Origin of the sequence: uncultured Propionibacterium sp. (genome assembly GCF_963539965.1) — a bacterium.
Classification (GTDB): domain Bacteria; phylum Actinomycetota; class Actinomycetes; order Propionibacteriales; family Propionibacteriaceae; genus Propionibacterium.
Genome location: NZ_CAUTOU010000042.1, coordinates 1 through 19,155 on the forward strand (window position 1 = coordinate 1; position 19,155 = coordinate 19,155).

Genomic DNA, 19,155 nt, shown 5'->3' on the forward strand with positions numbered 1-19,155 from the left:
CGCCCCCGCCGAGCGGGACGCCTGCGCCCCCTGGCTCGCCCGCGAGATCGAGCTCATGCCCACGGTCCGCGTCGTCCTCGCCCTCGGCCAGATCGCCTGGGACGCGGTGCTGCGCGTGGTCCGCGGCGCCGGCTGGGGCGTCCCCCGCCCCAAGCCGCGCTTCGGGCACGGCGCCAGCGCCCGGCTCACCGCCCCGGGGCGCCGGACCGTCGTCCTGCTCGGCTCCTACCACCCCAGCCAGCAGAACACCTTCACCGGCCGGCTCACCGAGAAGATGCTGGACGACGTCCTGGCCGAGGCCCGCCGCCTGTGATGCGGCGGTCCCACCGGGCACGGGGCGCGGGGTCCCGTCAGGATCTGCGCCGGTGCGCCACGGCCAGGATCGCCGTCACCGCAGCGAGGAGTGCCCCTGCGCCCACCAGCATCCAGGCCATGAGCGCGAAGCCGCTCGCATAGGCCTGGATCTGGGCGTGCGAGGCCAGGTCGTCCCTCAGCCGGGCGATGATCGACTGGCCTGCCGGGCTGTCCGGAGTGGCGCCGGCCCCCGTCAGGGCCCCGACGATCTGCTGCTGGAGCTCGCCTGCGCGGTCGGACGCGTACGTCTCGGCGACATGCTCGGCGCGCGCTGCGAGCAGGGCCACGCCGAGGGACGAGCCGATCTGCTGGCTCGCACTGAGCACGGCCGAGGCGAGCCCGGAGCGCTCGGCCGGAACACCGCTCGTTCCGTTGTTGAAGGCGACCGGTGTCACGATGCCGGCGCCGGCGCCGACGACGAGCAGGCCGGGCAGCGCGACCTGCGCGTAGGAGGCGTCGAACGAGACGCGGGCGAGGACGAGGAAGGCGATGCCCTCGATCAGCAGGCCGGCCGACAGCAGGGCCCCGACGCCGAGGCGCGGCACGAGCAGGCGCCCGACCACCAGGGCGGTGATGATCACCGTGCCGACCATGGGCAGGAAGGCCACACCGGTGCGCAGCGGCGAATAGCCGAAATGGTTCTGCAGGTAATAGGTGAGGTAGACCAGGCCACCCATCTGGGCGGCGCCGGTGAAGAACTGAGCGGCGTAGGAGAAGGCTCTCGAACCGCTGGCGAGGATCCACAGCGGCAGCACCGGGCGGGCGGCGAGGCGCTCGCGCAGGACGAAGGCCGCCAGCAGGGCGACCCCGACGCCCAGCCAGGTAAGCGTGCTGCGGGCCGTCCACGAGTTCTGCTGGGCCCGATCCAGGCCGTAGACGACGCTGAAAATGCCCGCGCAGCCCAGTACCAGGCCGAACAGGTCGTCGGTGATCCGGTCCTGACTGGGTTCGCGGACGGCGACGGGCACATGACGGGCGCCGATGAGCAGCGCACAGGCCGCGATCATCAGATTCACGTAGAGCGCCCAGCGCCAGCTGAGAGCGTCGGTGAGGGCCCCGCCGATGAGCAGGCCGGCCGCCGCCCCCAGACCGCCGGTGGCGCCGAGCGCCGAGAAAGCCCTGGTTCGCGCCCCCCGATCCGGAAAAGTGCTGCTGACAAGGGCGAGCACGGTTGGTGCGAGGAGTGCCGCGAAGGTGCCCTGGACGGCCCGGGCCGCCGCCAGCGTCGCGAAGGACTGCGCCAGGCCGCCGGCCAGGCTCGCCAGCGCGAAACCGCTGAGAGCGATCGCGTAACTTCTGCGCAGGCCGAGCGTCGAGACCACCCGTCCGCCGAAGAGGACCAGGCCGCCGAAGGCCAGCGTGTAGGCCGTCACCGCCCACGGCCGCTGAGTGGCCGTCATGCCCAGGTCGGCCTGCATGTCGGGCAGGGCGATGGCGATGATCGTCATGTCGAGCACGATCATCAACTGGACGATCACCGCGCTGACGAGTACGAGCCCGCGCCGGGTCGGCGGCGCCGCCTGCGCGGGCCTGGTATCGAGGTCTGCTGTCATGAGAACTCCAAAAAGAAACAATCGTTTTCGCTAAGGGTAGGCGCGATCGAGCAGAATGACAACGATCGTTTCTATTTGGACGGGACTCATGCCGAGCCGGCCCGCTATGATCGGGTCATGCCACGGGTGAGCGAGGAGTACAGGCGCGCCCAGGCGCAGCGGATACTCGCCGCCGCGCACCGCTGCTTCGCCCGGGACGGCTTCCACACCGTGTCGATGGATCAGATCATCGCCGAGGCCGGCGTCTCGTCGAGCACCGTCTACCGTTACTACCCCCAGGGCAAGACCCAGCTCATCCGCAGCGTCTCGGCGGTCCGGCTCGGACCGCTCATCGAGCATCTGGAGGAGCTCGTCGCCGCCGGGCCGCCCGTCCTGCCGGGGAAGGTGTTCCAGGAGTGCATGGCGCTGCTCCTGCCGCCCGACGGCGCCGACGAGGAGATCATCCTGGACGTCCGGCTGGCGGTCAACGCCTGGGCCGAGGCGGCCCGCGACGAGACCGTGTGCGCGATGATCCGCGGCAATCTCGCCACGATCCGCCGGCTCGTCACCGAACTGGCCCGCACCTGGCTGACCAGCGCGGCGACGCCCGTCCCACTGTCCGCCGCCGGAATCGCCGAGCTCCTCATGGACACCGCCTTCGGCCTCGTCGCGGGCCTGGCGATCGAAGGCGTCGACGAGGCCCGGGGCGCGCTGGTGCGCCTGACCGGCGTCGCCGACGGGCTGGAGGCCCTGTTCGCGTCGGCCCAGGGGCGGGCCCCCGCCCCCTGATGGCTCGGGGGCCGCTGCGGGTCCGGTTCCCTTCGGCGCCCCGCCCGGGCCGGTACCCTGGAGGAAGGGCCCACGGGCCAGTTCGACCGATTGGAGCGTCGTGCGCAGCACTAATCCCGTTCTCAGCAGGAGTGATGCCTTCACTCCCGGTTACCGGCAGGCGAGCTACCAGAATCTCGGCCACCAGCAGCAGTACGCCCAGCCCGGTTACGGGCAGCAGTACGGTTATGCCCCGCAGGCGCGGCCGCCGGCCGTCATGACGATCAACGATGTGATCGCCAAGACCGGCACGCTGTTCGTCATCCTGCTCGTCGCGGCCGCCGCCAGCTGGTTCCTCCTGCCCGCCTCGCTGCTCTACCCGGTGGCCATCGTCTCGTCGATGATCGCCCTCGTGGCCTCGCTCGTCGTGACGCTGCGCCATTCGACCTCGGTGCCCGGCATCATGACCTACACGATCGCCGAGGGGCTCCTCCTCGGGGCTTGGAGCCGCGTCTTCGAGTACTACTACCCGGGCATCGTCTCCCAGGCCGTGCTCGGCACCTTCGCCGCAGCGGCCGTGGTCCTCGCCGCCTACCGCTATCTCAACGTGCGGGTCGGCGGCCGGCTGCGCCGGATCGTGGCGATGTCGATCATCGCCTATGTGGTCGTCGCCCTCATCAACTTCGTCGTCGTCATCGCCGGCGGCAGTCTCGGGCTGACGAACACCGGCTCCGACGCCGGCGTGCTGAGCTGGCTCTTCGCCGGCATCGGCGTCGTCCTGGGCGTCGCGAGCCTGCTGATCGATCTGGAGGAGTGCGAGCGCGGCGTCCGCATGGGCGCCCCCGCCAAGGAGTCCTGGCGCGCCGGCTTCGGCCTCATGGTCACCCTGGTGTGGCTGTACACCAACATCCTGCGCATCCTCAGCTTCTTCCGTAACTAGTTCCTCCGCAACCAGGCCGAGGCCGCCGCCCAGCCGGGTCGGGGAGCCGCGCCGGCGCGCTGAGGGGCCCGTCAGCGGGGGCCGGGCTCCTCCCCGCGCTCCGTGTCCGGGCCCCGGGCGAGGCTCCCCGTAGAATGGTGCGCACGGCAGCAGCGCGGGGCCGACGCGCTCCGGGGACGAAGGGGAGCAGTGCTCAAGGCCGAGAGACAGGAACTCATCCTCCAGCGCGTGGCCGCCGACGGCCGTGTCCTCGTCGGCCCCCTCGCCGAGGAACTCGGCCTCACCGAGGACACCATCCGCAAGGATCTCCAGTACCTGTCGAGAAGAGGCGTCCTCACCAGGGTGCACGGCGGCGCCGTGCGCGCCGACCGCGAGCTCGAGCGCTTCGAGGAGCGGGTCGACGTCGAGTCCGCGGCCAAGCACCGCCTCGCGCAGGCCGCCATGGAAGAGATCGCCGCGCACCGCGTCATCTTCATCGACGGCGGCTCCACCAACTACATCGCCGCCCAGCAGCTGCCCAGGGAGTTCGACGGGACGGTCATCACGAACAACCCGGCGGTCGCGCTCCTGCTGGCCGACTGGGAGCGCGCCGCCGTGCAGATCATCCCCGGGCAGATCCACCGGCGGTCGAAGGAGGCGGTGGGCTCGCAGGCGCTCGAGGCCATCCGGGACCTCCATGTCGATCTCGCCCTCATCGGCGTCAGCTCGATCGACGCCCAGTACGGCATCTTCGTGCCCTACCTGGAATCCATGGTCACCAAGCGCGCCGTCCTCGACGCGGGCGCGACGGTCGCCAGCCTCATCACCGCGGAGAAGTTCGGGCGGCGCTCGACCTACCGGGTGGCCGGCTGCGAACGGCTCGACGTGGTCTTCACCGACGCTCCCGAGTCCGAGACGGCGGAGCTCGCCGCGCGCGGGGTGACGGTCCGCCCGGTCTGACGCGCCCGGGCCATGAGGCCCGCCCGCCGTGCACACGACGGCGGTCCGGCCCCGGCGGGTGCGGATGCCGGGGCGGGACCGCCGTCGGTCGAGGAGAGGGCTCAGGCCGAGGCCAGGAGCGCGTCGCGGCGCTCGCGCAGCGCGGCGATGCCCTCCGGGGTGCTCAGCACGGTGAAGCGGAGGTGCTTCGTCTCGGAGGCCAGGGCCGGCAGGCGGTGCAGGTCGCCGCGGCCCTCGTGGTAGCCGCGGCCGTGCACCGAGGAGTTCGAGGGCTCCAGCCCGACGACGTAGTCGCCCGAGGCCATCGACTTCCACTCCATGAAGAAGGGGAACTCCCGGGTCGAGAACTCGACGACGAGCGCGAGGCCCAGTTCGTCGTTGACGACGCCGGCGAAGGTCGAGCCGTCATCGGCGGCCGCGAGGGTGTGCAGGTAGACGGACTCGGGGATCCCGGGGCGCGGCTCCTCGACCGTCGACCAGGGGGTCGGGTCCGCCGCCGTGGTCTCGTTGCGGGGGGCCGCCCCGAGGCTCGGGATGACGACCTCCGCGCCGGGCGCGAGCAGGGGCCAGCCGATGTTGCAGTGGTACATGAGCATCATGGGCTCGTCCCGGGGCGCCTCGTTGATCACCTCGTCGGCGAGGTCCAGGCCGTCCTGGCCGAGCCGGGTGGACAGACGACGGCGCAGGAGCAGGTTCTCGCCGAAGAGCTCGGCCTCGCGGACCTCGCCCTGGACCGACAGGACGTAGTCGTCACCCTCCCAGGCGGCGTCGTAGCCGACGTGCTCGGCCGGGCTCGTGCGGAGCCGCCCGTGCATCGGGTACTCGTGGCCCCCGGGGTCGGTCCACGGGGCGCCGATGTTCTCGAAGCCGCAGGTGAAGAACAGTCCGCCCATGATCGAGCGCTGAGCCTCCTCGCCGTGGGTGTCGAAGGGATTGCGGCCGTTGAGCCCGGGCTTGGAGGTGAAGGTGAGGTTCTGCCCGCGGTACTCCAGGGCGGCGACGTCGAGCGCCTTGTCCGCCATCGCGGTGAAGCGCAGGGGCCCGTTCTTCACCTCGACCGTGCGCATGCCGCCCGCCCGGCCGTCCTCGTGCCGCACGGAGCGCACGAAGGCGAGCTGCTGCATCGAGCCGACCCGGGCGAGTGTCTCGTTGCGGTTCATCGGTGGTCCTCCTCCGGTTCGGCGCCGCTCGCCGGATAGGCGGGCCAGGCGCCCTCGTGGCCGCAGACGAAGGCGGCGACGTCCACGGCGCGTTGATGGGTGGTTCTGAGAGGCTCATGGGCGAGCCATGCGGCCAGGAAGGCCCCTGCGAAGGCGTCGCCCGCACCGATCGTGTCGACGACCTCGCAGCTCGGGGTGGGGATCGTGGAGACCTCGTCCGCCGTGAGGACGGTCGAGGACCTCGCCCCCTCGGTGAGGATGACGCAGTCCAGGGCGTGGTCGTCGGCGAGCGAGCGCAGGGCCGCCTCATCGTCCTCCGGGAGGCCGAGGAGGGCCCGCAGGACCACGAGCTCCTCGTCGTTGACCTTGAGGATCGTCGCCTCGTCCAGGAGAGGCACGAGCACCTCGGGGCCCTGGAAGCCTGCGCGCAGGTTGATGTCGAACAGGCGGACGGCGCCGGCCGGGGCGGCGGAGAGGAGCTCGCGCAGCGCCTGGCGCGTGCCCTCGTCCTCGCGGGAGGCGATGGACCCGTAGACGACGGCCTCGCAGCCGGCGACCGCGGCGAGGGCCTCGGGGGTGGCGCGGATGTCGTCCCAGGCGACGGGGCGGGCGATCGTGTAGGCGGGGATCCCGTCCTGGAGCGCGACCCTGACGGTCGCGGTCGGCAGTCCGGAGCGCTGGACGATCGCGTGGATCCCGGCCCGCTCGAATCGCTCGACGATCTCATCGCCGAGGACGTCCCCGCCGACGGCGGTGACCGCCGTGGCGCTCACGCCGTTGCGGGCGGCGTGGTAGGCGACGTTGACCGGGGCCCCTCCGAGCTGCTTGCCCGTCGGCAGGAGGTCCCAGCCGATCTCCCCGATGCACACGACCCGGGGGCCGGTGGTGCTGTTCCTCGTCGTCATGGTTCACTCCAGGTTCGCATGGCGGTCGAACATGCTCTCGGCGCTCTGGCCCAGGAGCGGCATGAGCTCCAGGACCAGGGCGTCGAAGGCGAGCCAGCACAGCTCTTCGAAGAGGGAGCCCATCGGCTGGATCGAGGTGGCGGACTCCGCCTCGCCCGGCGCGCGCTTGGGGGTGGACCCCGGCAGGGTGAGGACGACCTCGGAGAGCTCACCGATGCGATGACCGGGGAACATGGTCACGGTGGCCACCCGCGCGCCGAGGCTCTTGGCCCTCTCGGCCATGACGACGAGGCTGCCGGTGGTGCCCGAGCCCGAGCCGACGAGCAGGACGTCGCCGGCCCTGATCGACGGCGTGGTCGGCTCGCCGACGAAGTAAGCCGTCCTGCCCAGGTGCATGAGGCGATTGGCGAAGCCCCGGGAGGCGAAGCCGGTGCGCCCGGCGCCGGCCACGAAGACACGGGGCGCCTCCGCCAGCAGCTCGGCCATGCGGGTGATCTGCTCGGGATCGACTCTCGCGGCGTAGGTGCTGATCTCGGAGACGATGGCGAGGAGGGGACTGCTGTCGCTCATCGGGCGGCCCCCCCTTCGTGCAGGGCCCCGGCCAGAAGACGGGCCTCGTCGGCGGGGGAGGGGGCGTGGGCGATCCCACCGCCCACGATGACGACGTCCGCGCCCGCGTCGATGTACCGGGGCAGCGTGTCCGACGAGATGCCGCCGGCCACGAAGATCTCGCTGCCGCTGGTCAGGGCTCGGATCTCGCGCAGGTCGTCCAACGGGGTGCGACCGGCCGCCTGGGCGTCGACCCCGGTGTGGACGGCGATGTGCCGTACGCCCATCGCCTCCAGGGCGGCGACCTTCCGCGCGTTGTCCTCGACGCAGATCATGTCGGCGACGACGGCGCCGCCGGCCTCCTCCGCCGCCCCGAGACAGGCCCGGACGGTGCGACCGTCCGTGACGGCGAGGACGGTGACGTAGTCGGCGCCGGCGTCGAAGGCGAGGCGGGCCTCGTACTCGCCGGCGTCCATGATCTTGGTGTCGGCGAGGATCTTCTTCTCGGGGAAGGCCCGTCGCAGCGCCCTCACGGCGTGGACGCCCTCGGCGATGATGAAGGGCGTGCCCACCTCGATGATGTCGATGTGCTCGCGCACCCGGGAGACGAGCCCGACGGCCTGGTCGAGGGTGAGCTCGTCGAGCGCGATCTGCAGTTTCATTGGTTTCATGGTGGTCCTCCTGGCTCCGCGGCCGGTCAGTCCCGGGCCGGGGGGTACTCGTTGCACAGGAGGCGGTAGGCGGGCTCGTCCTCGTCGATCGTGGGGAAGCGGCCGAGGGGCTCGTAGAAGCGGTTGTCGGTGTTGTCGTCGTTGCACATGGACACCTCGCCGAGGATGGTGGTGCCCGTGCCCTCCTTGATCCAGTACTCGTGGTACGTGTACGGGTAGAAGGTGAGGGACTCCCCCGCGTTGATCTCGATCTCCTCGCCCGGGGCGACCTCGTAGTTGCGTCCGTCGCGGGAGACCGTCACGGGGGTGTCGAGCTTCCCGCCGGTCTCGTGATCGGCGTTGTAGAGGCGGAAGACGGCGGTGCCGCCGGCCTTGACGATGATGTCCTCCATCTTGGTCCAGTGGAAGTGGAGGGGGGAGACTTGGCCCTCGTCGCTCATGAGGAGCTTCTCGGCGTAGGTCTTGGTGTAGCGCTCGTCCTCGACGTTCCCGTTGCGCAGGGTGATGAGCGCGAGGCCCTTGTGCGCGAAGTCGCCCTCGCCGTAGTCGGTGACGTCCCAGCCGAGCATGTTGTCCCGGATCTCGTCGTACTCGGCGTTCTTGCCGGCCCACTCGCCCGGGGTGAACGAGAGATAGGGGGGAAGCGCGATCCGGTACTCGGCGAGGAGCCTCTCGAACCGCTTGATGGTGGCGTTGATGTCGGATCGTTTCATGGCGGTGTGTCCTCCTGCGTGAACTGCGTTGTTCAGGGGGCTCGGACCGGTCGCCGGCCCGGGGTCTCCTGCGGTGGGTGATGCCCCAAGCATATGAGACAAACCGATTAGAAGCAATAGAAAACGATGAACTGGTCGTGGTGAATCATCCTGCCGGCGCCCACCGTGACGGCGAACGGGGGCCGTCTTCCGGGCGGACGGCCCTGAGACTCCGCGGGGGACGCGAACGCACGAGTACATTCATCGCCCGTCCCGGCGGGCGGGCCCGGAGGTTCGGCGCCGGGCCGTCGGTCCCGCTCCGTGCCGGCGGCCCGGCGCTCATCGTGATCCGCTCAGACGGCTGTCGGCGATCGTGGCCAGGTGCTTGTCGAGCGCCGAGCGCGCACTCGAGGTCCATGGCAGCGAACGCCAGTGGCGCATCGAGACCCAGCGCGCGGACTCGGTGGTGCCGCCGACGTCGAGCACGCGGGGAGGCTCCGGATCAGGGCAGACCGCCGTGTAGATGATGCGCAGCGCCTGGAAGTCCTCCAGCACGCCGGTGGGGGAGTTGCCGATCCAGTGGTCGGACTGCAGGTCGACCACGCGCAGGATCCTGATGCGCTGGTCGGCCTCCTCCAGTACCTCGCGGATGACCGCCTCGCTCGGGGTCTCCCCGGATTCGACGCCTCCGCCGGGCAGCTGCCAGCGTCCGGGCACGGCGGTGCGACGGCTGCAGACCGTGCCGAGCACGCCCATGGGGGAGCGGACGACCGCGTAGGCGGCCACACGCTGGCGCGGTATGGGCTCGACGCCGGTCTTCGAGAGATCGACGTGGATGCGGTGCGCGTGATGACGGGGCATTCTGCTGCTGGTGCTCCGCTGGGCGACCCTGGCGGTCAGGACGATCTCGTCGTCGCGCCCGGACGCGGACATCCAGTTGCTGATCATCCAGCCCCTGCGCCAGAGGAGCTGGTGGGGGTCCTGGCCATGACCGATCCTGACGTCGACGACGGGGCCCTCGGCCAGATGATGAACCCCGATGATGCGCACCGTTCGATTTTCCCACGTGATCGCCCCCGCAAAAGGTCGGAACCGCCGCGGCGGGCGCACGGGCCACCGGCTCGTCGGAATCGATACGTCCGGCGATGTGCTCCTGCGCGTCGGCCGGACCAGTGGGGCGACGCGGACGAACCCTCCATCTCGCCACTGCGAATCGCCCCTGCAGCACGGCGCTCGCGCTCAGCCCCGACGGTCGGGGCGGTGGCCGAGGCGGCCCATGCCGACCCCTCCTTCCTCTCGCCCGGTCTCTCCCGGGAAGACTCGCCTGACCGGGACCAGAACGGCCCGTCACCGAGGTTCGGGCCGTTCTGGTCCCAGTCCTCGGGACGACGTGTCGGCCGCCACGACCATCGACCGGCGTGGGCGGGAACGGGATCACCTGTCCTGCTGGACCGTGCCGTTCATGCTGGTCACGACCTCGGTGCCCCCGGTCTGGAAGCGCATGAGCGGCTCCGTCCCGCCGGTGTCGACGCCGATCGTCACCGTCATCTCGGGTGTCTCGGTGCGGCCCGCCTGGTTGGCGACCTGGGCGATGAGCCGGGCGATGGTTTCGGGGCTGATCAGCGAGGGGGCGAACGAGGGGCTCTTGTTGCTGTTCTTGATCGTCGAGACGATCGTCGGCAGACTGACGCGGCGCGTGCGCTCCTCGACCGTGGCGTCGTCGATGCGCACCCTCGTCGTCAGGGAATCCGGCTTGACCGTCACCGAGGCGACCTGGGATGAGTCCTGGACGGTGTCCGCCAGCGCCTCGGCGATGTCGGCGGCACGAGTCAGATCGAGCTCGTTGATGACCGAGCCGTTGTCGCGGAAGAAGACCGTGCTCGACTCGGGCGTCGTGGTGACCGTCATGAGCACATTGCCGTGGTCGTACTCGTTGATCTGGAGATCCTGGTCCTGGTCCGAGCCGGAGACCTCGGCGGCGGCCTCGAACAGTGCCGCCACGTCGTCGAAGGCGAAGTCATCGGGGTTGAACTGGGCCTGGTCGATGTACTGGATCGTCGAGTCCAGCTGCGAGATCGCGCCATTGGCGTAGCCGATCGTCTCGGCCCTGCTGTTCTCGGTCAGGTAGGTGAGGTTCGCGGCCTCGGCGGTGACCTGGATGCGCAGTACGGGGCGATCGCCGCTCGCCCGGCGCAGGAAGTCGATGACCTGGCGGGCCCTGCCCGGGCGGGTCAGGTCGTACGCCGGATCGGAGCCGGCGCCCGGACTGGCCGCGGGGACGGTGCTCGACGGCGAGGAGGCGCTGCCGGGACCGTTCTTGCTCGTCCCCCTCGCACAACCGGTTAGGGCGATGGCCCCGGCGACGATGGCGCACAGGACCGCGCGAGCGCGGACAGCACGAGTGGACATGACCCCACGCTACGTCCAGTGGTCCGCCGGGAGCGCCTGGCACGCGGTGGAGGGTGCGGACCCGGGCGCAGTGGCCCGGGCGATCACGGTGCCACACTGGGAGCCATGATCGATCTGAACGCCCGAGCCGACGAGACGGCCCCGACGCTGCTCGGAGCGGTCATCCGGCGGGGCCCCGTTGCGGTGAGACTGACCGAGGTCGAGGCCTATCTGGGCACGGACGACCCCGCATCGCACGCCTACCGCGGCGAACGGGGGCGGGCGGCCGTCATGTTCGGGAAGCCCGGCAGCATCTACGTCTACGTCAGTTACGGCATCCACCGGGCCGGCAACATCGTTTGCTCGCCCGTCGGGCGGGCCTCGGCGGTGCTCATGCGCGCCGGCGAGGTCGTCGCCGGTGTCGACACCGCCCGCGAGCGCAGGGGGCTGGCGCCCGGCGGGCCCGATGCGATGCTCGCCAGGGGCCCGGGCAATCTCGGTCGAGCGCTCGGCCTCGACCTGACCGACAACGGCCGGCTGCTGGGCGGGGAAGACGGTCTCTTCGGGCTCACCGCGCCCGGGGACGGCCCCGGGCCGATCCTCGTCGGGCCGCGTATCGGGATCACGAAGGCGGCCGATGCGCGACTGCGGTTCTGGCTCGCCGGCGAGCCCTCGGTCTCGGGCCGCAGGAGCGGCGAGCCCTGGTACGGCTGAGCCCTGAACCGTCACCGTCGGGCCGCCCCGGCCCGGGACGGTCCCTCCTGCTTCCACCCGAGTGTTCATCGGACTAGGGTTTGGGTACGTCGAGTCGCAGCGCCGCGAACGATCGGAGCGCCCGGCTCGGCCCACATAGAGACCGTCGGATGAATCGAGGTTCCCATGTCGGAACAGTCAAGGAATGAGGCGCCCGAGCCCTCGCCCGAGGGCGTCGTCGTGACGCGGACCATCGCCCAGCCGCTGTCGAGGGTATGGGGCGTGCTCATGACGAAGAAGGGCTCCGAGGCCCTGCTCGGGCGCGGCGCCATGCTCGGTGAGAAGGGCCAGGCGTGGAAGGCCGCGGACGGCCGCTCGGGCGTGATCAGGAGCTTTCACCCCCGCGAGCAGGTCCGTTTCTGGTGGCGCAAGGACGACGATGCCCCTGCCTCACTGGTCGACCTGCGGGTGGCCGCCACCGATGATGCCCATACCGAGCTCAAGGTGATTCACACCAGGCTGGCCGGAGGCGTCGACCCCGCGTACCTCCAGGGCCGCTGGGAGGTCGCGCTCGAGCGCATCGAGAGCGACTGCTTCTGAGCCGGGGATTCATCGCAGCCATTGCGGCGTGGTCGTCCAGGTCGAGGCCGGACGGCCGCGCCGTGCTCCACCCTGCGGGGCTCCGCCCCGGATCGGATTCGTGGAAAACCCCGGCAGGGTCGCGGCGCGCCCGGCGGAGCGGGCGCGATCCTTCTAGACTCGCTCGGGTGGGAGCGGCGAGCCGGTCGGCGGGCAGATTGGGGCGCAGCCTCGTCGTTCTTCGCCCCGAACCGGGTCGAGCCGTGCGCGCCGCCCGCTGGTGCGCGGCGGTCGCCGTCGGGCTGGTCGTCTCCTGCCTCGTCTTCGGGCCCGCGCTCGGCTCGATGGGCCTCATCGGCGCCCAGGCCGCGCAGACCGGGCGCGAGGCCCCCATGCGCAATCGCGTCAGGATGCTGCTGTCCGTCGGCGCGGCGACCCTCGCCATGGAATGCATCGGCGCCCTCGCCGGCCCCCACGCCTGGCTGATGCCCCCGCTGTTCGGTCTGCTCACCCTCGTCATCGTGTGGACCTGGCACGCCCTGCTGATCGGTCCGCCCGGCCCCATCAACACGCTCTTCGCCGGGGCCTTCTCGGCGTACATGACCAATCACGGCTACGGCCTCACCACGCTGCTGAGGGTCACCGGCTTCTCGTGGCTCGTCGCCTCCCTGGCCTCGGTGGTCATCCTGTCCCTCGACCTGCTGGCGCCCGAACGCGAGGCCGTGAACGAGGCCGATGAGGCCGTCAGCGCCTACCGGGATCGCCCGGAGGACTGCCCCGACCGCTGCTCGAACCGGATGCGCTCGAGAGCGGTCTTCGCGGTGAACAACGCCTGGCACGTCCTGCGCACCGGACGGCGCCGCATGACGAGCCGCACCGCCGCCCGCCGCGGCATAGAGGAACGGCTGATGGGCATCCACCTGAACCTCATCGACGTGCTGCGCGCCGAATCCTTCCCGACATCGAGCCTCGACATCGGCGAGAACTTCCGCCGCGTGCCGCTGGGACGTCCCCCGGTCCGCTATCTGCTGCGTACCGCCCTCGACCGCGGCTCGCGCCCCTGGCTGGTGGCCGGGCGCGCCTGCCTGGCGGTCCTGCTCGGCTCGACGATGATGATCGCCTCGCCGGTCGGCCACGCCTACTGGGCGATCCTGTCGAGCCTCATCGTCCTGCACATGGGGGCCTCCCGCGCCGACATGACGATCCGTGCGGCCCACCGCGTCGTCGGCACCGGCATCGGTGTGCTGTGCTACTTCGGCATCATCGTCCTGCAACCCGTCCCGTGGATCCGTGTGGGCATCGTCGTCGTTATGATCTACGGCTTGGAGGTCATCGTCACCCGCAACTATGCGCTGGCCGTGGTGTGCATCACGGTCTTCGCGCTCATGATGACGCCCGTCGGCTCGCGCGCCGACATCGCCGTGCTCCTGCGCGATCGTTTCGTCGAGACCCTCATCGGCGTTACCGCGGCCACCGGCATGATCTGGCTCGTCGGGCGCAGGGCCCCGGTGCTGCTCGTACGCAGCCAGTACCGCCGCACGCTGCGGCGCATCGAACAGGTGCTGGCCGACCTGGCCGACGGCCGGCTCGTCACCCGCGCCTCCCGCGAGGACCGCCGCACCATGGTCTTCGAACTCGGCCGGGCCTCCGAGATCCTCTCGTCCCAGCGCCCGGACGACCCCGAGGCGCTCTCGCGCTGGCAGAGCGTGCAGGAAGAGGTCAACCTCTTCGGCTTCGACGTCATGGCCTCGTGCTGGCGCAGGCTGCCCGGCGGGGACCCGGCCGCCGGGCAGGCGCACGACGCCCTCGCCGCGCTGCTCGGCTCCCTGCCTCCGATCTCGTCGCGGACCATCGGGACGAGGGCCCTCACCGCCCGGATAAGCGCGATCCACTGGCGCTACATGAGCGAGAACTCCAAGAGGGCCAGGGCAGGGAGCTGACTGGTGTCCGGACGGCTCCAGGGCCGAGCGCCCCCGTTCCGGCTCCGAGCGGCCTCAGCCGGTCCTCCTGCGTGCGCGCATCGCCTTGATCGAGTCGGTCAGACCGCGCAGGAAAGCGATCTGACCCATGTCCTTGGTGATCTCGTTGAGCAGGTCGACGAGCGAGGAGCCCACGCTCCTGCCGCCTTCGAGCACGCGGTCGAGGTTCTCGGCGGCGCCCGACTCGAGCACCCCGGCACTGGCGGCCGCGACGGCCCTGTAGTAGCCGTTCAGCAGTTCGACGTCGACGACCCGGAAGCGCTCGTCCTCGGCGGTTTCGGCCGACTCGGGCAGGTCGAAGCGCTCGCGCCAGCCCTGGTCCCAGACCTGGGCGGTGCCGCCGATGCGGGCGAACAGCCTGTCCTGGCGACGGGCCATGGTGAAGGCCAGCCACGAGACGGAGTTGCCCTGCCTCTGGGCGCGATGAAGCAGGGAGCGGGCGGACATGCCCTCGAGCCTGCCGGGGAGCTCATCGGCGATGCGGGAGAAGGCGTCCTTGATCAGATCGATTGAGTCCATGGCCCCATTATGGGGTTGTGGCCCCGCCGGGGCCTGCCGGACCCCGCGCGTCGTGCCCGACGCGGGAACGGCGGGGGCTCAGCTCCGCTCCCACGTCGGGGCGGGGGCATTGGTCCGGACCGAGGAGAGCCCGTGCAGATAGGCGATCTGGCCGAGGTGCTGCGTGACGTCGTTGACCACCGAGACGATGCGCGCCCCCGCGGTGACCGGCGGGTCCCAGGCGGCGTCGATGACGCGATCGAGGTCCTTGCCGCGCTCCGCATCGAGCACGCCCAGGGTCTGCTCGTGCACGGCGGCGTAATAGCCGGTCAGGAGATCGGCGTCCGTGACCTGGAACCGGCTGACCTGCTCGAAGGTCTGGCCGTAGCCGTTGTCGTGCGGGCCGTAGGGCAGGTCGAAGCGCTCGCGCCAGCCCTGGTCCCAGACCTCGGTACGGTCGTCGAGGGCGGCCATCTGGGCATCCTCGCAGCGCCCGATGTGCCATGCGAGCCAGGCGACGGGGTTGCCGGTGACGTGAGCGCGACGCAGCAGCGAGTCGGCGGGGAGGTCCTCGAGCAGGCGGGGCAGTTCCTCGGCGACCCTGTCGAAGGAGTCCTTGAAGAGGTCGATTGAGTCCATGGCCCCATTATCCCCGTCCTCTGCGCATCCGGTGGGCCGTGGGCCGGCGCCGTCCTGGATGCCCGGTCCGGCCGCACCGGCGATCCGGCCGCCTGCCGGACACCGCCCTCCCCGAGGCCCGGTTCGGCCCGGCGGATCGCGGGGCTCGGGCCGCGCCGGTCACCGGCCCGGAGCGGTGCGCGGCAGGGGCCGTGGCCGGGATGGGTGCGACCGTGCGCTATTCTTGCCGAGCCCTTGAGGATTGGAAAACGATCCGGCGAAAACGATCCGGCACTGTGCGCCGCCGCGAGGCCGGGTAATGGACATCCGGACTCGTGGGTGGCGCTTTCCGGCCGCGCTGGTACCTCGATACCCTGGTCCGGGCTGCGCTGAATGTTTGAGCGAACAGCACCTTCGGATGGGAGCAGGAACCATGTCGAGCCATGAACAGCTTCAAAGGAATCACTGGTACCGCAACGACGACATTCCGGGCATGGCCGGTCCGGACCGGGAACTCATCGGATACGGCGCCAGGCCGCCGCGTGTCCGCTGGGAGAACGGCGCCAAAGTGGCCATCAACATCGTCATCAATTACGAGGAGGGCTCGGAGAAGACCTTCGCGATGGGCGATGCGATGAACGACGGCATGTACGAGCTGCCCTTCGAGGTCGACGACCAGCGTGATCTGGCGAAGGAGTCCATGTACGAATACGGATCCCGTGCCGGGATCTGGCGGATGTTCCGCACATTCGACCGTTACGACGTCCCGATCACCGTCTTCGGCGCGGCCGTGGCCCTGGAGCGGAATCCTGAAGTCGCTCGCAAGATCGTGGCACGCGGCGATGAACTGGTCGGTCATGGGTACCGCTGGATCGATCATTACGAGTACTCCCGGGAGGAGGAGCGGGAGCTCATCAACAAGGCGATGGATTCCTTCCAGCGCACAGTCGGCCACCAGCCGGAGGGCTGGTACTGCCGTGAGATGTCGGTGAACACCCGTGAGCTCCTCGTGGCTGATGGCCGCTTCCTCTACGATTCCGACTACTACGGGGATGACCTTCCGTTCTGGACTTTCGTCGGCGGGAAGTCTCATCTGATCGTGCCCTATTCGCTGGTGGTCAACGACTGCCGGTACATCATGGGCACGGGGTTCGCGGCGCCGTCTGATTTCGTGGAAGTCGCGTCGCGGACCCTGGACCAGCTGCTGGACGACGGGGATGATTGCGGGCGCATGATGTCGATCGGCATCCACCCGCGCATCACCGGCAATCCCGCCCGTATCAATGGTCTGGCGGAATTCATCCGCTACGCGCAGTCGAAGCCGGAGGCCGTCTTCATGCGCAGGATCGACATCGCGAGGAAGTTCATGGAACAGGTCCCCCGCCCCGAGGGCCCCGGGGACCGGGTCAACCGCTGAGGAGGAAGCGCCGGTGGCCGGCCCGCGACCGGCCCGGCACCGCGCTGGAGAGGGCTTCCGGCTCCAGCGCGGTGCCACCCGGTCGACGCGGGGGAGCGGGGGCCCGGCGGCGGCGCCCGGGCACGAGGCCGGGCCGCTCATGGACTGCCGAGCGCGGTCAGAGCCGCGTTCCCCTCGCCCTCTGGGTGTCCATGAAGCGTTTCTTGCCGAGCGCCTCGTAATATGCGAGCGTGAAAGCGATCCACACCGCCCCGGCCGCGAGCATTACCCAGCCGCCGTCGATGAACAGCTGACCGATGAATGTCGCGGCGATGATGACGACGCAGACGATCCACACCCAGCTCGCGCCTGGCGCCCGCCATTTGAGATTGCCCTCCTGCTCGAGGATCTTGCGCATTCGAGGCTCGCTGAGTGCGATCATGAGCCAGCTGAACATGAAACCGAAGCCCGAGAAACTGGCCAGCCACACATATGCGAAATCTGAGGCGAACACGTACAGCAGGGCGCCGAGGAACAGCATTGCGGTGGAGGCGAGAATGGCGGCCCGCGGCGCCGCCGACCTGCCCGACAGCTTCGAGAACACAGCGGGGAAGTAGCCTTCGCGCGACATGGAGAAGAGCATGCGGCTCGTGGCGTAGATGCCGGAGTCTATGCAGGACAGGGCCGCGGTGAGCACCACGAAGTTCATGATGTTGGCCGCCGTCGGGCCTCCCAGGAGCTGGATCGCATCGACGAAGGGGCTCGAGGAGGTGCCTGCCTGCTTCCAGGGCAGGACCATGGTCAGCACGAGGATCGACGCCACGTAGAGGACGAGGATCCGGACGATGGTGGAGCGCAGCACCTTCGGCAAATCGCGCTCGGGGCGCTCGGACTCCTCGGCGGCGGTGCCGATGGCCTCCGTGCCGCCGTAGGAGAACATCACCAGCAGCATGGCGCCGAAGATGCCGGCGAGGCCGGCCGGTGCGAAGCCGCCGTCGGAGACCAGATTGCTGACGGACGCGGGGGCGCTGGGCTGGACCCCCGTGATGGCGGCCGCTCCCCAGATGATGAATACGACCAGGGCTATGACCTTGACGAGGGCCAACCAGAACTCGACCTCACCGAAGAAGGTCACCCCGACGAGATTCACAATGGTCATGAGCGCCGCCACCACGAGCGCGAACACCCAGATGGGGATGCCCGGGAACCATACGTGCAGGAAGGTTCCGGCCGCGATCGTCTCGGAGGCCGGTCCGATGAGAAATGCCAGCCAGTACGTCCATCCCGTGGTGAAACCCGCTCGTGGCCCGAAGGCCTCGAATGCGTATTGCTGGAAGGAGCCTGCCACGGGACGCCCGATCGCCATTTCAACGAGCAGCATGAGGACCATGAAGGCCAACAAGCCGCCCACGAGGTAGGCGATGATGACGGCCGGGCCGGCCTCCGCGATGGCGCCGCCTGCGCCCAGGAAAAAACCTGCGCCGATCACACCACCGACGGCGATCATGGTCATGTGACGCGCTCGCAAACCCTTGGTCAGGCCCTGTTCGGCGCCTGAGACGGGGTCGTTCGGCATTTCTCCTCCTTGTGCTGTAGCGGTGCCGGCCTGTGGCGAGTCAGGTACGGGGAGTCGCATGACGACTCCCCGCGGATTCGTGGGCCCATGGCTGTTATCACCCGGCTGGATGGCCGTAATCTAGTGGGCGGCGCCGTCTTCGGCAAAATCGGCTGCGGGTGGTGCTGCCCGATGCCTCTGCCATTGGGAGCGCTCGGCCCGGCCCCGGTCCGGGCGAGGGCTCCCGCAGGGCGGGGCGGATTCGCGGTGGGCCGTGATCCTGGACGTCCGGCGGCGGAACCGATGGTGCCGGGCCGGGCGGTCCCTGTCCGGGGACGGCCCTGAGGGGGCGCCCGATGGCTGGACGGGGCGTTGTCCGCGGCTCACCGGTGATCTATCGTGGGACCCCACGATGACCGTTCCAGGTCGCGTGCGCCGCCCCGGCGGCATGGAGGAGGATGGTTGCGCGAGCAGCCCAGTCCCGAGGAGCACCCGATATGGCACAGCGCAGCATCTGCTGGCCTGCGGCACGCCGAATCCAGGCGCCCGCGGTCGACTGTCGCGCTGCCACCACGGCCATGTGTCTGTGAGTCTTCCGCGCCGCTCCTGATGCACTCATGACGGTACGGCCCCGGCCGGGCCCGCTCCGACGCGCCCGCATCACCTGCCAGGGCCCTCCTTCCTGTTCCTGTCCTCCCGCATCTCCCGCGCGGACGTCACTACCGGCACCCGGTTCTCGGGCGCGAGTGCGCCCTCGGCCCCACCGTCCCATGCATGGCACCGCCATGCGCACACCAGGAGGAACATGTCCGACACGAACGAACCCACCAACGGCGAGCACGGCACCGGCAGGGTCCTGCCCTCCGGCGCCGTCGTCCAGGAGACCGGGACCACCGAGCAGGCCAGAGCCGACCGGCAGCTGTCCCGCCGCGGACTGCT

19 protein-coding genes are annotated in these 19,155 nt (G+C 70.2%); 8 read left to right on the forward strand and 11 right to left on the reverse strand.

Features of this window, described 5'->3' with window-relative positions:
- Positions 1-313, forward strand: a 313-nt coding sequence (locus R2N01_RS07855; protein ID WP_316670106.1) for a uracil-DNA glycosylase family protein, incomplete at its 5' end; no start/stop codon positions are given.
- Positions 314-350: 37 nt separating this feature from the next.
- Here R2N01_RS07855 and R2N01_RS07860 read toward each other — a convergent pair.
- Positions 351-1,907, reverse strand: coding sequence for an MFS transporter (locus R2N01_RS07860; protein WP_316670107.1), 1,557 nt, complete (start codon positions 1,905-1,907; stop codon positions 351-353).
- 117 nt (positions 1,908-2,024) lie between these two features.
- On the opposite strand from R2N01_RS07860, the gene R2N01_RS07865 reads away from it, so the two are divergent.
- The 3 genes from R2N01_RS07865 to R2N01_RS07875 all read left to right on the forward strand — a co-directional run bounded on the left by R2N01_RS07865 (position 2,025) and on the right by R2N01_RS07875 (position 4,533).
- Positions 2,025-2,675: a TetR/AcrR family transcriptional regulator gene (locus tag R2N01_RS07865; RefSeq protein WP_316670108.1), complete on the forward strand. Its 651-nt coding sequence runs from the start codon at positions 2,025-2,027 to the stop codon at positions 2,673-2,675.
- 100 nt (positions 2,676-2,775) lie between these two features.
- A complete protein-coding gene (locus R2N01_RS07870) occupies positions 2,776-3,594 on the forward strand; it encodes a Bax inhibitor-1/YccA family protein (RefSeq protein WP_316670109.1) in 819 nt (272 codons plus the stop codon).
- Positions 3,595-3,783: 189 nt separating this feature from the next.
- Positions 3,784-4,533 carry a DeoR/GlpR family DNA-binding transcription regulator gene (locus R2N01_RS07875; RefSeq protein WP_316670110.1) on the forward strand — a complete coding sequence of 250 codons (750 nt, stop codon included), beginning with the start codon at positions 3,784-3,786 and terminating at the stop codon, positions 4,531-4,533.
- Between the two features lie 101 nt (positions 4,534-4,634).
- Here the strand turns inward: R2N01_RS07875 and R2N01_RS07880 are convergent, their stop codons facing one another.
- The 7 genes from R2N01_RS07880 to R2N01_RS07910 form a co-directional block, all read right to left on the reverse strand.
- Positions 4,635-5,693, reverse strand: a complete 1,059-nt coding sequence (locus tag R2N01_RS07880; protein ID WP_316670112.1) for an aldose 1-epimerase family protein — start codon at positions 5,691-5,693, stop codon at positions 4,635-4,637.
- The gene (locus tag R2N01_RS07885; protein ID WP_316670114.1) at positions 5,690-6,598 is read right to left on the reverse strand and encodes a carbohydrate kinase; all 909 of its coding nucleotides are present in this window, start codon (positions 6,596-6,598) and stop codon (positions 5,690-5,692) included. The genes R2N01_RS07880 and R2N01_RS07885 overlap by 4 nt, the downstream gene beginning before the upstream one ends.
- Before the next feature lie 3 nt (positions 6,599-6,601).
- Complete coding sequence (gene hxlB / locus R2N01_RS07890; protein WP_316670115.1) at positions 6,602-7,168, reverse strand: 6-phospho-3-hexuloisomerase; 567 nt, start codon at positions 7,166-7,168, stop codon at positions 6,602-6,604.
- On the reverse strand, positions 7,165-7,809 hold the full coding sequence (gene hxlA / locus R2N01_RS07895; RefSeq protein WP_316670116.1) for a 3-hexulose-6-phosphate synthase: 645 nt from the start codon (positions 7,807-7,809) through the stop codon (positions 7,165-7,167). The genes hxlB and hxlA overlap by 4 nt, the downstream gene beginning before the upstream one ends.
- Before the next feature lie 35 nt (positions 7,810-7,844).
- On the reverse strand, positions 7,845-8,531 hold the full coding sequence (locus R2N01_RS07900; protein WP_316670118.1) for a D-lyxose/D-mannose family sugar isomerase: 687 nt from the start codon (positions 8,529-8,531) through the stop codon (positions 7,845-7,847).
- A gap of 318 nt (positions 8,532-8,849) precedes the next feature.
- Complete coding sequence (locus R2N01_RS07905) at positions 8,850-9,560, reverse strand: NUDIX hydrolase (protein ID WP_399553262.1); 711 nt, start codon at positions 9,558-9,560, stop codon at positions 8,850-8,852.
- A gap of 384 nt (positions 9,561-9,944) precedes the next feature.
- The gene (locus R2N01_RS07910; protein WP_316670120.1) at positions 9,945-10,919 is read right to left on the reverse strand and encodes a hypothetical protein; all 975 of its coding nucleotides are present in this window, start codon (positions 10,917-10,919) and stop codon (positions 9,945-9,947) included.
- Positions 10,920-11,024: 105 nt separating this feature from the next.
- Here R2N01_RS07910 and R2N01_RS07915 point away from each other — a divergent pair, with 105 nt between their 5' ends.
- The 3 genes from R2N01_RS07915 (at position 11,025) to R2N01_RS07925 (ending at position 14,110) form a co-directional block, all read left to right on the forward strand.
- Positions 11,025-11,612, forward strand: a complete 588-nt coding sequence (locus tag R2N01_RS07915) for a DNA-3-methyladenine glycosylase (protein ID WP_316670121.1) — start codon at positions 11,025-11,027, stop codon at positions 11,610-11,612.
- A 165-nt stretch (positions 11,613-11,777) separates the two neighbouring features.
- Complete coding sequence (locus R2N01_RS07920; protein WP_316670123.1) at positions 11,778-12,191, forward strand: SRPBCC domain-containing protein; 414 nt, start codon at positions 11,778-11,780, stop codon at positions 12,189-12,191.
- Between the two features lie 167 nt (positions 12,192-12,358).
- Positions 12,359-14,110 carry an FUSC family protein gene (locus R2N01_RS07925; RefSeq protein ID WP_316670124.1) on the forward strand — a complete coding sequence of 584 codons (1,752 nt, stop codon included), beginning with the start codon at positions 12,359-12,361 and terminating at the stop codon, positions 14,108-14,110.
- A 54-nt stretch (positions 14,111-14,164) separates the two neighbouring features.
- Here R2N01_RS07925 and R2N01_RS07930 read toward each other — a convergent pair whose 3' ends face one another.
- A complete protein-coding gene (locus R2N01_RS07930) occupies positions 14,165-14,668 on the reverse strand; it encodes a hypothetical protein (protein ID WP_316670126.1) in 504 nt (167 codons plus the stop codon).
- 78 nt (positions 14,669-14,746) lie between these two features.
- Positions 14,747-15,286 (reverse strand): DinB family protein, encoded by a 540-nt coding sequence (locus R2N01_RS07935; RefSeq protein ID WP_316670128.1) that lies wholly within the window; start codon positions 15,284-15,286, stop codon positions 14,747-14,749.
- Positions 15,287-15,698: 412 nt separating this feature from the next.
- Here R2N01_RS07935 and R2N01_RS07940 point away from each other — a divergent pair, with 412 nt between their 5' ends.
- Positions 15,699-16,682 (forward strand): polysaccharide deacetylase family protein, encoded by a 984-nt coding sequence (locus R2N01_RS07940; protein WP_316670130.1) that lies wholly within the window; start codon positions 15,699-15,701, stop codon positions 16,680-16,682.
- Positions 16,683-16,839: 157 nt separating this feature from the next.
- Here R2N01_RS07940 and R2N01_RS07945 read toward each other — a convergent pair whose 3' ends face one another.
- On the reverse strand, positions 16,840-18,237 hold the full coding sequence (locus R2N01_RS07945; protein WP_316670132.1) for an amino acid permease: 1,398 nt from the start codon (positions 18,235-18,237) through the stop codon (positions 16,840-16,842).
- Between the last annotated feature and the right edge of the window lie 918 nt (positions 18,238-19,155).